Below are 14,453 nucleotides of genomic sequence, written 5' to 3' on the forward strand. Positions count from 1 at the left end.
TTCAAATTTAGAACCTGTGTTTCTGTATAGCACGGTAGTATCATGTCCTGCGCAGTTGCGTATAGGAATTTTGATATCCTATTTGAATCGATAGGTTGATAGTAACCTTAATACTATCTCACACTGAAGATCGCTGGTTCAAATCCAGCACCTGCGAGAGCAGGTTAGCTAAGTCCGGTTATAGCAGCAGTACAATTGTGGGTTCGAGTCCTACCAAATCCTCATCGATTTGTGGCCAAACTGGTAAAGGCACTACAATAGGGTTGTAGCTTGTATGAAGTTAAGTCACTTCTCAAAATGACTTGTATCAATCTTTAAAATTGATGTAGCCATGACCACGGCTTTAAAAGGTCCCCAAAACAGTAGGACATCTGTTTTTGTGTTTAGTATATACCACCATATTAAGTTAAGTAGGTACAGAAAAGCACCTTTATTTATAAGTGAGATGCCATCTCGTTATGATAAAATGATATAGTAGTTAGCTCTTTGTTGATCAAAGAATAAAACGTTATAGACTTAAATCATTATGCGGTCACAACTTCCTTAAAGATCTAGAAACCATGTTTTACTGTTTTATTTAATAGTAAATAACCAGCTTTTAAAAGCACAAATAGAGTAAAATGAAAAGAGTAAGAATAAGAGAAGGTACTAGAGGTATCGTCTTAAAAAACGGCAATTTTAATAGAGTATTGATAGCAGGTACCTACTGGTTAGGTTTTAATGAAAGACTCGTAGTATGCGATATGTCTGTAAAGCAAGTGGGACCAGTTTCCATGGATTTAATGTTGGCTAACAAAGAGTTTGCAAATATGGTAAACGTTATTAATGTAGGTAGTACAGAGATAGTCATGGTAACTATAAACGGTGTCCTGTCAGAAGTACTTACCACTGGTAGATATGTGTTCTGGAAAGGGTTGATAGACTTCGCTTTCGCGAAAGCGGATACCGCATCCATCTATATAGATAACAATGTGCCAGTTGCCTTTTATGAGCAATTGAGAAATTTATACCTATTGCGTAATGTAGAAATAGCCAGTGGTAGTAAAGGTCTTTTAATGGTAGAAGGTAAGTGCGTAGAATTGCTAGAAGCAGGAAGTTATTATTTCTGGAAAAATGCTACAAAAATAGAAACCATCGCTACCGACATGAGATGGAAACAAATGGAATTGAGCGGTCAGGAATTGTTATCTAAAGATAAGGCAACCATAAGAATGACTTTAAACACCAGCTTTAAAGTAATCGATGTACGCAAGGCATTGATAGAAAATAAAGACTTTGAGAAGCAGTTATACGCTGCCTTACAAATGGCATTGCGTTCTTATGTGGGTAATTACACTCTAGACGAATTGTTAGAAAATAAACAAGAAATCGCAACAGCTGTTGAGACAGAGGTCGCAGTAATAGCTGGTAGATTAGGAGTAGAGGTAAGCAATTGCGGTATAAAGGATATTATTCTAACTGGAGAAATGAGGGCGATTATGAACAAAGTTATTGTAGCAGAAAAAGAAGCGCAAGCAAATATCATTCTAAGGCGTGAGCAAACTGCCGAAACAAGAACTATGTTAAACGCTGCAAAATTGATGGAAGAAAATGAAACTTTGTTTAAGCTTAAAGAAATGGAATATGTAGAGAGAATAGCTGACAAAGTAGGTGAAATAAGTATTACTGGTAACGGTGGTATGGTAAAGCAATTAAAGGAGATTTTTGCTTTGGGTAAATAAAAAGATTCTTTCCTGTAAAAGGGAAAGAATCTTTTTTGTTTGCATGATGTTTATGTGAACAGAATCAGAACCTTTTCTGTAGTAAGAATAATAAATAATAAAATACAGATAATTATTAAACTCTTTGACGGTTTGTTATACTGTCAGAATCTTTTATTTAGCAGTGAAATACTAACGCCAATACTAAAAAGGGCAAATAAAATGTTTACAATCAGTAATGATATAAATTTACCGCTATCCATGTCTAATGTAAAAATTCTAATAATAGAAAAGACTACTAATAACAACCAAACTGTAGAGCTTAATATCCACCCTGCAGGTTTATTTTTATACCATAAGATACTCGCGATATTGACTAAAAAGCTCATGAGAATAATGGATTTACTACTTATGACCATTACTAGAATTAAATTAAAACTCCATGGAATGGATCCGTTAGGGTAACGGCTTGTTATTAATTGGTTTACTAGATATAAGAATGTAACAATAATTAGAAAGCCAAATAGAATTTGTAAGCCTATGATTAGTTTTTCAAAAAACTTCCAATTTTTAGTCAAAATTAAGTATGTTTAATGTTTTTCTAATACATAATTAGTGTCTAATGTATTTTAATGTAGCTTTGGTAATATCGCTTTAACTAAAGCTTGTATAGTTGTAAAACTTTGAAATATAAAAAAAGGAAAGCCTTGTAATGGCTTTCCTTTAAGGTGATCATTCGTACAATCAACTAATTACTATATCTGATGTAATAATTTATAGAGCACCACATGCAACGTCTGTATAAGTTCTACATGATGTAACATACTCACAAGTATCAATACCTGCTGCACCTTCCCAATTACCATTAGGATCATAACCGCGACAAGGTCTACCACTTCCGTCAGCTCTAACCCAATTGGACTCACAAACGGTAACAGTATAAAAATGTGGAACACATGGCTTTGTAGGTCCGCCTTTTAATTGCGGCAATGAAATAAATTTAGTTTCACTTAATTCGTTGTTATTATTAGTTGTGTAAACGATACTACTTTCATTATCAATTTTAAAATTTAGAATAAACTCTGATACTGTATTATCTTTTTTTAATAAAGGTATTTGAATTAATCTTAATCCAGATGTAGTTTCTAAATAAGTCATTTCAAATTGTAGATTAATTGTTAATCCTTTTAAATATTGTTCTGGATTTTCATTAATTACATCAAATTTGTTCTTAATATCAGTAAAGTTCTCCAATTCTCTATAGTTTATGAGTTTAGATTCTAAAGCTTCAGTTTCTAAAGAAACTCCTTCTTCTTTAATCAAAATTTCATCATCTGAATTATCACATGAGATAATACTTGCAAATAAAAAGCAGCAAATAAATAATTTGGAAAGGTTTTTTAATTTTTTCATTTTGTAAATTATTCAAAGTTATGGTACAAACATACTGGCATTCTAGACTTAAAAATTGCTGTTTACACGAGTGACTACCTTACTTTCATATTTGAGCAATTCTCTTTCATATTTGCGAAATTCAATTGGTTGAATTGCTAGAATTACTTTCATATGTTTTTATCAATTCTAACCAATCTTATATTTTTCTATTAATATCATCTTCTCTGGAATTCCATAATAGAAGGTATAACCACCTTTCGGTAATAAAAAAATGATGTATAGCTCTCATTATCTCTTGATCTCCGAAATCCCAAATATTAAATTGATAATCTTTATTGGGCTATTTAGTAATATTAATACCACGAGTTATAGGTGTTGCTTCTAAATAAATATCTTTTGTTAGTTTTTTTTGACTACTGCTGTTTTGGCAATGTTAGCTTCTTATAATAAAATTACTTTGGCTTCATTTAAGCTAATATTCTCACCTTTTTTTAATTTTAGAAGAAAACTCATTACCTCGGAAGGGGATTGATCAAAGATCTTCCTTGGCATTTGAAACAAATTTCTACTAAATCTAATTCTTTTAGATGGACCAAATTATTTAATCGATAATCAACTTCAGATAATCTATTATTAATTAAGTCTACATGCTTTAGCCAATCCATTTTAAATAATACGTCAGGTGTGTTCTCAAAATCATTTTGATCTAAACGAATGGATTTGATTTTTTTTTAAGGTTTAGTAATTGCTTAGGAAGATCAATTAGAGAGAGTTTGAATGAATATATAGAGTTTTTAAATTAATCAGATTACCCATCTCAGAAGGTAGCTCTAATAAGTGATCTAAATGAATATGGATAGTATCTGAATCTAATGGATGATCATTAATTATTCTCTGAACCACCTTAAGGGAATCCATATTGAATTAAAAATAAAGCCATATTTTTTAAATAATTCAAGTAAGTCTATCATTTACTTTTATAACATCAACCTTCATTGTGCAGTCTGTTTTATTTTGACGCTACCGACATGAGATGGAAACAAATGGAATTGAGCGGTCAGGAATTGTTATCTAAAGATAAGGCAACCATAAGAATGACTTTAAACACCAGCTTTAAAGTAATCGATGTACGCAAGGCATTGATAGAAAATAAAGACTTTGAGAAGCAGTTATACGCTGCCTTACAAATGGCATTGCGTTCTTATGTGGGTAATTACACTCTAGACGAATTGTTAGAAAATAAACAAGAAATCGCAACAGCTGTTGAGACAGAGGTCGCAGTAATAGCTGGTAGATTAGGAGTAGAGGTAAGCAATTGCGGTATAAAGGATATTATTCTAACTGGAGAAATGAGGGCGATTATGAACAAAGTTATTGTAGCAGAAAAAGAAGCGCAAGCAAATATCATTCTAAGGCGTGAGCAAACTGCCGAAACAAGAACTATGTTAAACGCTGCAAAATTGATGGAAGAAAATGAAACTTTGTTTAAGCTTAAAGAAATGGAATATGTAGAGAGAATAGCTGACAAAGTAGGTGAAATAAGTATTACTGGTAACGGTGGTATGGTAAAGCAATTAAAGGAGATTTTTGCTTTGGGTAAATAAAAAGATTCTTTCCTGTAAAAGGGAAAGAATCTTTTTTGTTTGCATGATGTTTATGTGAACAGAATCAGAACCTTTAATTTCAATTTAGTTAATTACTTAACTCTAATGCAAAGGTCTCTTCTTAATCATACCACCTTTTATGTCCTTAATGCTATTCATTATTACAAAGGCATTGGGTTCTATTTTTTCGATCTCAGTATTTAATTTATTTAATTCTAGTCTCGTTATTACGGTATAAATGATATCCATATCTTTTGAAATACCATCTTTTGCATAACCGCCTTCACCTTTATAAATAGTCACACCACGACCTAATTTATTGATAAGCATCTCTCTTATACGATTGCTTTGAGAAGAAATGATGGTAACACCTATATATTCTTCTATACCTTCTATAATAAAATCCAGAGTTTTAGAGGCCGCGATATAAGTAATCATGGAGTATAGCGCTATTTCTATAGATAGTAAATAAGCTGCAAATGAAAATATAATCACGTTTATTAAAATAATCACATCACCTATGGTGGTAGAAAATTTGCGACTTAAGAAAATGGCAAGTATTTCTGTACCATCTATAACCGCGCCACCTCTTATAGCAAGACCTATTCCTGCACCTAGAAAGAAACCTCCAAAAATCGCAACTAGTAAATCGTCATCAGTGACATTAGGAAAAGGAACTACTGCAACACATAATGCGAGTCCGATAATGGCAAGTGTTGTTTTTAAGGCAAAATGCTTTCCCATGATTTTATAACCCATAATAACAAAGGGTAGATTTACTCCTATAATTAAAGCATAAAGAGGTATATCTGTAATAGCGGCAAGGAGTAGAGAAATACCAGTGGCACCACCATCTATAAAATCATTAGTCAGTAAGAAACCTTTAAAACCAAATGAAGCAGAGAATATACCAATAACTATAAGAATAAAGTTTTTGATATTACGCTTTATAGAAACTACCAGTTCCTTGTATTTTTTGGCAAGCCTATATTCAGAAGGTTTTCCTTTAGGGTATTTCTTCTTATCCTTAAACTTAAGAGTAGTTTGAATAATAATATTAGTTAAAAGTTGATTCATTTATGAGGTTTGATTTTATAATTGTTTCCGCTGAATTATTCGGGCATTTATTTGTGAAATAAGTTTCAAATCACAATCTTGAAAATACGTTTTTTTACTACTTTTAACTAGTTAATAGTTACTTAATTTCTTTATAAGTAGATAGCAGAAATAAATTTAATGAAAAGGTATTTGTAATGATATTCCTGTTTCTAGATCTGGTGCATTATTAACGGTAAGATCTTCTTTTAAATAAATGGTGTAAGAAATCTTAGGTCTAGCATGTGTATATAAAAACGACCAGCTGCTCAGGTTTTTTATTAGCGTGGTGTAACCATAATGCCAACCTTGATTTATAGCAGCATAATCACCTTTGAGATGAAAATAATCGGCTTCTTCTTTTTTAAAATACGAGGTCTGATTTTGATAATTAAGGCCCAAAATATTTTGATTACCGTGTACTGTTTTATGAGACCATTGTGCCATAACCTCTCCTGAACCTAAAAAACGATTGTTTCCTAAGTCCAGATTATCTGTGCCGTCTATTGCATTTTTATATAACACACTGTAACCTATACCTAGCCATAAATTGCTTTTAGGATTAAGAACGTACTTTTTAATGGCATTTAATCCTATTCCTAGATCTAGAGAATTATTATAAGCACTCATATTCCATCCTATTTGTGACTGTATGTTAAAGAATAAATTGCGATCATTCCACCTTTGTAATTTGGGATAATAGCTGTGTGATAATTCTAGACCGCCTAAGATAATATCACCAGCCTCCATGGTGAGTGTTTTTCCATTGCGGTCGGTATAGTTTACAGCCACTTGATTAACGCCATAAAATTTCCTGCCAAAAGGATCTTCTCCACCAGCAATATTACTATGAAACCACTCTATAGAATCGTCATTTGTAAAAGGCGAATTAAAGAAATTACCCTTAACCGTTTGAAAAGCCCGCAAGCCTATCTTTATCTCATTACTTTTACTTATAGGTATGGTTAACGCAGGTCTATAGACTTTATACACCGCATCGATTTCCATACTTAATATTTGCGCTGGTGTTGTTTCTTGATCTACATAATTAAAAGGCCTGTAAAACCATGTTATATTTCTAAACTGGTTTCTTATTTCACGATCCTCTGGTAAAAAGGCCTGGACAGGTGCGTGAAAATTATTTCCAGATTGTATTTCTAGATGCAGTTCATAGCTCTTACTTACACTGGTCTTAAAATTTTGCGTCATGCGAGAAGAGAACAACCCTAAATGATGTGTAGACGCCAGATGCGGTTTTACCAGACCATTAATCTCTACAGTTATACTATCCTTTTGTCCTACCGCTATGGTGCTGGCAATGAAAATAAAGAGCACGATACAAAACCTAGATAAATAACTGTTATTAGGGTTTTGATATAGCATCGTTTAGTGAATGGATTCTTTTTGCAAGATAGAATAAGTAAATAATAATTTTAGGTTCTATGAGATGGATTTCTATTCCGCTTTCGCGAAAGCGGAACACTTATCATTCTCCTAAAAAGATGTACTTTTGCACGCTTAAAAATCAAGCATTATGCGCAAGATATTCAATAATTTTACCAGTAATCCTAAGGATGATATTCTCTCTGGAATAACCGTTTCTCTAGCGATGATACCAGAAGTGGTAGCATTTGCTTTTGTTATAGGTATTGATCCTTTAGTGGCTCTTTCAGGTGCTTTTATGATAGGACTAATTACGGCATTATTTGGTGGTCGTCCTGGTTTAATATCTGGAGCAGCTGGTGCAGTAGCCGTGATTTTTGCAGATTTGATTATAGAAGGACATGATAAAGGTCTTGCTATGGATGTGCCAGTAGATAACATGCAATACATTTATCTATTTGCAGCGGTAATTTTAATGGGAATTATTCAGGTGCTAGCTGGTGTATTTAAGGTAGGTAAATTTGTTAGATTAATACCACATCCAGTAATGATGGGGTTTGTAAACGGTCTTGCTATTGTAATTTTCTGGGCACAAGTAAAAATGTTTAGAAATAGAAACGCAGTTGTAGATGAAAATGGTGTTACAGAATATATAGCTACTTATATGCAAGGATCTCAATTATACATTATGATCGCACTGGTAGCACTTACTATGGCTATCGTATTCTTTTTACCTAAGTTAACTAAGAAAATACCAGCAGCGCTTACGGCTATTATCGTAGTAACCGCTATTGTTATATTAGGTGATATGGAAGGTGTGAGTACGGTAGGTTCTTATATAAGAGATGGTGGTGGTACTGGTCTTAAAGGAGAGTTACCTACTTTTAATACAGAGTTATGGGATAAATTACCTATAAATTTAGAGACTTTTAAATTTATACTTCCTTATGCTTTTCTAGCTGCTGCGGTAGGATTAATAGAGTCTTTAATGACTATGAATCTTGTGGATGAACTTACAGAGACTCGTGGTAGTGGTAATAGAGAGTCTGTAGCACAAGGAGCTGGTAATATAATCAGCGGTTTATTCGGTGGTACCGGTGGTTGTGGTATGATAGGACAGACGGTTATTAATATCAATGCAGGTGGACGTGGCCGTCTATCTGGTGTCATGATGTCTTTAACCTTATTAGTCTTCTTACTTTTTACAGATGAATATATTGAGCAAGTACCTATTGCAGCGTTAGTAGGTGTTATGTTTATGATGGTTATCGAGACATTTGCATGGTCTAGTTTTAGAATATTACGTAAAATCCCTAAGTCAGACGCATTAGTTTTGATTACCGTATCTGTGGTAACGGTTGTGTTTGACCTGGCAATCGCGGTATTTGTAGGTGTAATTATCTCTGCATTAGTATTTGCATGGGAAAGTGCAAAGCGTATTAGAGCTCGTAAAAGCCTTAAAGCAGATGGTACTAAAGTATATGAGATCTGGGGTCCATTATTCTTTGGTTCTGTAACAGATTTTAATATGAAATTTGATCCTAAAAACGACCCTGATAAAGTAGAAATAGACTTTATAGAAGCTCGTGTGCAAGATCATTCTGGTATAGAGGCATTAAGAGGTATTGCAAATAAATATCTAGATCTAGGTAAAGAAATAAAGTTAACGCATCTTAGCCCTGAGTGTAAGGAGTTATTAATGCGCAACAATCCAGAATTTGATACGATTATAGAAAGTAGTATTGAAGACCCACGTTACCATATAGCAACAGACTTAATGGATGCTGAGGTATAGTAAATAACTTCTTAAAAAAACAAAACCTCTATAAAGTGATGTATTACTTTATAGAGGTTTTATTTTTATAAATAAGATGATGTAATACTACGCTTTATGCGTTTTAAAAGTCGTTTTTTTAGGCTCATCTTTTTCTTCTATATTCTTATTGCTTCCAGGAAAAACTAACGGAGTGCTGCTGTAAGTAGTACCAAAATTCACATGAGCCAGATAGACTTGTTTCACAGCATCTGCCACTTGCTTTTCAGTAAGTTCTTTTAATGGATGTATAAAAACAGACCATAAGAGATCTTCTGAAATGGCATACTTAACGTCCAGTGCGGTATGAAAATTTGCTACTAGAGCATTGGTTTTCATCTCTTCATCTAGTTTAGAATATTCTATTATAGGAGAAATAATGCGCATTCTATTATGGTTGACATCAGTTACACAAATAATAGGTATGTCATTGATTACAAATTGCCACCTACCATTCTCACCTTGAATGGTATCACTGACAGTTTTAAAAATAGTATCCAGTTTATCATTACTCATGTTCTGTGAGAAAGATAAATTTGTAATAAATAGCGCTGCTAATAAGAAGGTGTATTTCATAATAAAGAATTTAGATGTATGAGCCTTACTCCATAACCCATGCAGCAAGTATATATAAATGGTCTCACAAAAACATTTCAAAACCTTAATTCTGGTTTTATAAATAATCCATTCTTTAAAACAACTGTTTAATATTCCTTCTATTTAAACAATTCTTTACGTAGTAACGTAATTTTATATTCTACAGAATCACGCTGGTATGTTATGTTTACCGTATCTAATTCAGTGATATTATAGTTGTTCCATTTCTCACAGGCATTATCTTTATTAATATCTCTAAAGTCAAAATCGTTAATAGATAACAGTTGATCTCCTAGCTCTAATTCATTAGGAAATTCTTTGATAAGCCCTGTTACTATAGCTTTATTGTCCTTTATTCTAAAATTAAAACCAAATGAAGTTTCTTGAGTATCTTGATATTCCTTTACTTTCTTTAAGTAGATTTTTTGAGATGACCAGTCCATAATGACATCATGTTTATTCATGAATTTATTCCCTATTAAACTACCATGATCTAGATCAACAATTTGAGTTTTCATATCTATAGCACCTATTTTTACACTGTCCATTTTTACCGTTCTCGTACTAACAGAGTCTATTGCATCATAAAGTCCCACGCTAGAATTTCCCAATCTTGTAATTCCTACAGCATCTGGAAAATCGGCTAGTTTTTTACTTACATCTATATGACCAGTAAAACCTGTGTCATAAGTAAAAGAGGTGGTTAAACCATTGATAGTTCCTTTTACATAAGGCGTTTTTTGCATAGAAGTTGTAAAAGAAAGCGTGTCCTTATAAGAAGATAAATCGTAATTAGATAACTGTTCTGTAATAGTGATCTCGTGATTTTGATAGTCAAATTTCCAGAATGATTTTGCCATTTGGTTAGCCCCTATAATACCATCTATTTTCATACATTTAAACTCAAAAACATCATCTAGACTAGCTACCACAGCACCTATATTATTGTATGTTAGATTACCTAATTTGATCTCTGGCACAATAACGACCTCCTTTTTATCCTTCTGTCCTTGAGAATCTGAAACAGATATTTGATGAGCAGGTTTTACATTTATATCTTTATAAATACTGCTAGAAATAACAGTAGGTGCTCCTGTATCTACTAAAAAATTGTACCTTTTTGAATTGATAACAACCTCAATTATTGCCAGATTATTATCGTAATTAAAAGGCAATACTTCTTTATAATACTCAGTAAGTAGGCTTCCAGAATTGTATGTTTTTGATAAACTGCCACAGCTTATTATTAAGAAAACAAAGGCTAGGTAGAGGTATTTTTTCATTCTATATGGTTGTAGGTTATAAATATAGAAATTATATGGGTCTCGCTTTCGCGAAAGCGGAACATTTACCATCGTTATAGTAACAAAATCCTTATTTTTGAGCAAAGACTTATTTACATGGATTTAGACTTCAATAAAAACGAAGATCATAATAAAATGCTGCTTTCTGACTTGAGAAGAAAGTTTGCTCAAGTAGCCCTAGGTGGTGGTAAAAAGCGTATTGAAAAACTTCATGCCAAAGGTAAGATGACTGCTCGTGAGCGTATCGATTACTTACTTGATAATGCAGAAGATGCTATAGAGATAGGCGCATTTGCTGGTGATGGTATGTATGAGGAACATGGCGGTTGCCCTAGTGGTGGTGTGGTGGTGAAAATAGGTTATGTGCAAGGTAGACAGGTTATAGTTGTGGCAAATGACGCAACGGTAAAAGCTGGAGCGTGGTTCCCTATTACAGGAAAGAAAAACTTACGTGCTCAAGAAATCTCTATTGAGAATAGATTACCTATAATTTATCTAGTAGATAGTGCAGGTGTTTATCTACCTATGCAAGATGAGATTTTTCCTGATAAGGAACACTTCGGTCGCATATTTAGAAACAATGCGGTCATGAGTAGTATGGGAATCACTCAGATAGCTGCCGTAATGGGTAGTTGTGTTGCAGGTGGTGCTTATCTACCTATTATGAGTGACGAGGCGTTGATAGTAGATAAAACAGGAAGTATATTTCTTGCTGGTTCTTATCTAGTAAAAGCTGCTATAGGAGAATCTATAGATAATGAAACACTAGGTGGAGCAACGACGCATTGCGAGATTAGTGGTGTGACAGATTATAAGGCAAAAGACGATAAGGATGCTCTAGATAAAATCAAGAAAATATTTGATAAAATAGGCGATAGCGATAAAGCCGGTTTCAATAGAGTAGAAGCAAAGAAACCAGAATTAGATCCAGAAGGTCTATTCGGCGCGTTACCCAGAGAACGTAATGCTCAATATGATATGATGGAGCTTATTAATCGTATGGTAGATGCAGGTTCTTTTGAAGCGTATAAAGACGGTTATGGACAGACATTAATTACAGGTTATGCACGCATGGATGGTTGGGCTGTAGGTATAGTTGCAAACCAGCGCAAGATTGTAAAAACTAAGAAAGGCGAGATGCAATTCGGTGGTGTGATTTACAGCGATAGTGCTGACAAGGCGACTCGTTTTATTGCAAACTGTAATCAAAAGAAAATACCTCTAGTATTCCTTCAAGATGTTACTGGTTTTATGGTAGGATCAAAATCTGAGCATGGTGGTATTATAAAAGATGGAGCAAAAATGGTAAACGCTGTTTCTAATTCTGTCGTTCCTAAATTTACGGTGGTTATAGGAAATAGTTATGGTGCAGGAAATTATGCGATGTGTGGTAAAGCCTATGATCCTAGATTAATTTTTGCATGGCCTACTGCTGAGCTTGCAGTAATGTCAGGTAATAGTGCCGCAAAAGTATTGATGCAAATTGAAAAAGCATCTCTAGAAAAATCAGGTAAAAAACTATCTGAAGAAGAAGAGAAAGCACTGTTTGCAAAAACGAAAGACCGTTATGATAAACAAGTGTCTCCATACTACGCAGCGTCTAGAATATGGACAGATGCGATTATAGATCCGCGTGATACTAGAAAATGGATTTCTATGGGAATAGAGGCAGCAAATCATGCACCTATTACAAAGGATTTTAACCTAGGAGTGATACAGACATAGCGTACAGTAATTTTTATACAACAGAGTTTTAGATGTCAGTCTGAACTTGTCGAAGATGATCTGCGAATAGATATTCAGGTCCATTTCTATAAGTTCAGTATGACATTTTTTTATTGACTTTTCTCAAGAAGTTTTTTTTAATAGTATTTCATGAAACAATTTTTCAACAGGTTCTTACTCATAGTAAATTTACAAACGGTAATAATCTCTTTACTGGCCGTTATCTCTACAGCGATATGTATCCATTATAAGTACGAGGCCGAGTTTCCATTAACTCTAGTAGCGACATCAATTATTTTTCCGATAGTGTTTTCTATAGGTGGAGCTTATAAACGTAGAGAAGCTGCTTTAAAAGAATATGCTGCGATAAAAGGATATTTAAGAGCTATATTCTTTGTTTCTAGAGATTGGTTGGACCATCCAAAGCCTGAAAATGTGACTAAGATGAACACGATCATATTTGATTTTTTCAATAATCTAAGGACCATGTTTACCAGTCCTAAAGAGCAACTTATTGAAAACGAGAAACTAGTTTATGATAGTTTTTCTGATTTTTCATTATACATAAAACATGAGTTGAGAGGTGAAGGGCTGTCTGCAGGTGAGTGCTCACGTACCAATCAATATTTACAAAAGATGATGGTATCTTTTGAATCTATTAAACACATTTACCAGTACCGCACACCTAGAACTCTTAGAGCTTTTAGTTCTTTATTTATTAAGGTGTTGCCCATACTTTATGGACCTTACTTTGCGTTTAAAGCAGAAGAGATGTCTTGGGGACTGGAATTTGTGATTCCTATCTTACTAACGATGATTCTTGTAAGTTTAGAAAATATTCAAGAGCACCTAGAAAATCCTTTTGATCAAATAGGAGAAGACGACATAAAGTTCAATGTAGAAAAATTTGTGGAGCGATTGAATCATAAATCAGATGATTAATAACTAAATATGTTTTTAAAGAAATTATTTAAGGGTCTTGTTATCGTTGCTATTGCAGGCTATGTGTTAGTTTGTAGTTTGCTTTATTTCTATCAAGAAAGTATACTCTTTTTTCCAGAGCAATTAACGCAAGAGCATGAATTTCAATTTAAGAATGATTTTATAGAAAGAGATATTGTCGCCAGATCTGGACACCGTATCAACACCTTATTATTTAAAAATGAAAACTCAAAAGGTGTCATTCTTTATTTACATGGTAACGCTGGTAGTTTAAAATCTGTAGGTAATGAGTCAGAGAATTTTTTACCATTAGGCTATGATGTTTTAATGATGGATTATTCTGGGTACGGGAAAAGCTCTGACCAGATCACAAATCAAGAAGAACTTTTTGAAGATGCACAAGATGTTTATGATGACCTTAAAAAGACCTATACAGAAGATAAGATTCATGTTTTAGGATATTCTATAGGTACAGGTATTGCAGCACATCTTGCATCTAAAAATAAACCAGCAAAACTAATATTACAATCACCATACTACAGCATGACCGATATGATGAAACGTAAGTATTCCTTAATACCGACGTTTATTTTAAGATATGATCTTGCTACAAATGAGTATTTAAAAGAATGTGATATGCCAATATATTTATTTCACGGTGTAGAGGATAAAGTAATACCCATAGAATCTTCTGTAATGCTGAGCAAAGAATTTGATATTCCATTATATAAATTAGAAAATCAAGGCCATAACGGTATGGGAGGTAATATAGAAGCATTACAAAAGCTCAATGAAATTTTAAATAATTAAAAAATAGTTAGTTGAATAGGAGAAACAGATGTTTCTTAATACAAAAAGTAAAAACCTCCATTAATTATAAATGGAGGTTTTAGGT

12 protein-coding genes and 1 pseudogene are annotated in these 14,453 nt (G+C 33.3%); 7 read left to right on the top strand and 6 right to left on the bottom strand.

The features are described from left to right. The first annotated feature begins 620 nt into the window (after positions 1–620). Both ACJJVN_RS05520 and ACJJVN_RS05525 read left to right on the top strand, forming a co-directional pair. Positions 621–1,721: a slipin family protein gene (locus ACJJVN_RS05520; RefSeq protein ID WP_405377401.1), complete on the top strand. Its 1,101-nt coding sequence runs from the start codon at positions 621–623 to the stop codon at positions 1,719–1,721. A gap of 201 nt (positions 1,722–1,922) precedes the next feature. Further along, positions 1,923–2,165, top strand: coding sequence for a hypothetical protein (locus ACJJVN_RS05525; RefSeq protein WP_405377402.1), 243 nt, complete (start codon positions 1,923–1,925; stop codon positions 2,163–2,165). A 309-nt stretch (positions 2,166–2,474) separates the two neighbouring features. Here ACJJVN_RS05525 and ACJJVN_RS05530 read toward each other — a convergent pair whose 3' ends face one another. Continuing rightward, on the bottom strand, positions 2,475–3,113 hold the full coding sequence (locus tag ACJJVN_RS05530; RefSeq protein ID WP_405377403.1) for a hypothetical protein: 639 nt from the start codon (positions 3,111–3,113) through the stop codon (positions 2,475–2,477). 178 nt (positions 3,114–3,291) lie between these two features. Then, positions 3,292–3,417: pseudogene (locus ACJJVN_RS05535) on the bottom strand (hypothetical protein); the annotation flags it as partial. Positions 3,418–4,123: 706 nt separating this feature from the next. On the opposite strand from ACJJVN_RS05535, the gene ACJJVN_RS05540 reads away from it, so the two are divergent. Next, complete coding sequence (locus ACJJVN_RS05540; RefSeq protein ID WP_405377404.1) at positions 4,124–4,699, top strand: slipin family protein; 576 nt, start codon at positions 4,124–4,126, stop codon at positions 4,697–4,699. A 102-nt stretch (positions 4,700–4,801) separates the two neighbouring features. Here the strand turns inward: ACJJVN_RS05540 and ACJJVN_RS05545 are convergent, their stop codons facing one another. Next, positions 4,802–5,776 carry a YitT family protein gene (locus tag ACJJVN_RS05545; protein ID WP_405377405.1) on the bottom strand — a complete coding sequence of 325 codons (975 nt, stop codon included), beginning with the start codon at positions 5,774–5,776 and terminating at the stop codon, positions 4,802–4,804. A 156-nt stretch (positions 5,777–5,932) separates the two neighbouring features. Next, positions 5,933–7,177, bottom strand: a complete 1,245-nt coding sequence (locus ACJJVN_RS05550; protein ID WP_405377406.1) for a hypothetical protein — start codon at positions 7,175–7,177, stop codon at positions 5,933–5,935. A gap of 151 nt (positions 7,178–7,328) precedes the next feature. On the opposite strand from ACJJVN_RS05550, the gene ACJJVN_RS05555 reads away from it, so the two are divergent. Beyond that, positions 7,329–8,972, top strand: coding sequence for a SulP family inorganic anion transporter (locus ACJJVN_RS05555; RefSeq protein ID WP_405369427.1), 1,644 nt, complete (start codon positions 7,329–7,331; stop codon positions 8,970–8,972). Between the two features lie 87 nt (positions 8,973–9,059). On the opposite strand, the gene ACJJVN_RS05560 is transcribed toward ACJJVN_RS05555, so the two are convergent. Together ACJJVN_RS05560 and ACJJVN_RS05565 are read right to left on the bottom strand one after the other, a co-directional pair. Next, entirely contained in the window at positions 9,060–9,566 is a 507-nt protein-coding gene (locus tag ACJJVN_RS05560; RefSeq protein ID WP_405377407.1) for a hypothetical protein, read from the bottom strand. Between the two features lie 140 nt (positions 9,567–9,706). Further along, positions 9,707–10,975: an aspartyl protease family protein gene (locus ACJJVN_RS05565; RefSeq protein ID WP_405377408.1), complete on the bottom strand. Its 1,269-nt coding sequence runs from the start codon at positions 10,973–10,975 to the stop codon at positions 9,707–9,709. A 12-nt stretch (positions 10,976–10,987) separates the two neighbouring features. On the opposite strand from ACJJVN_RS05565, the gene ACJJVN_RS05570 reads away from it, so the two are divergent. The 3 genes from ACJJVN_RS05570 (at position 10,988) to ACJJVN_RS05580 (ending at position 14,368) form a co-directional block, all read left to right on the top strand. Next, positions 10,988–12,616, top strand: coding sequence for an acyl-CoA carboxylase subunit beta (locus ACJJVN_RS05570; protein ID WP_104515348.1), 1,629 nt, complete (start codon positions 10,988–10,990; stop codon positions 12,614–12,616). A gap of 150 nt (positions 12,617–12,766) precedes the next feature. Further along, the gene (locus tag ACJJVN_RS05575; protein WP_104515347.1) at positions 12,767–13,558 is read left to right on the top strand and encodes a hypothetical protein; all 792 of its coding nucleotides are present in this window, start codon (positions 12,767–12,769) and stop codon (positions 13,556–13,558) included. Between the two features lie 9 nt (positions 13,559–13,567). Further along, the gene (locus ACJJVN_RS05580) at positions 13,568–14,368 is read left to right on the top strand and encodes an alpha/beta hydrolase (RefSeq protein WP_405377409.1); all 801 of its coding nucleotides are present in this window, start codon (positions 13,568–13,570) and stop codon (positions 14,366–14,368) included. Positions 14,369–14,453: the final 85 nt, after the last annotated feature.

The sequence above is a fragment of the Nonlabens sp. Asnod3-A02 genome (assembly GCF_045063755.1).
GTDB classification, from domain to species: Bacteria; Bacteroidota; Bacteroidia; order Flavobacteriales; family Flavobacteriaceae; genus Nonlabens; species Nonlabens xylanidelens.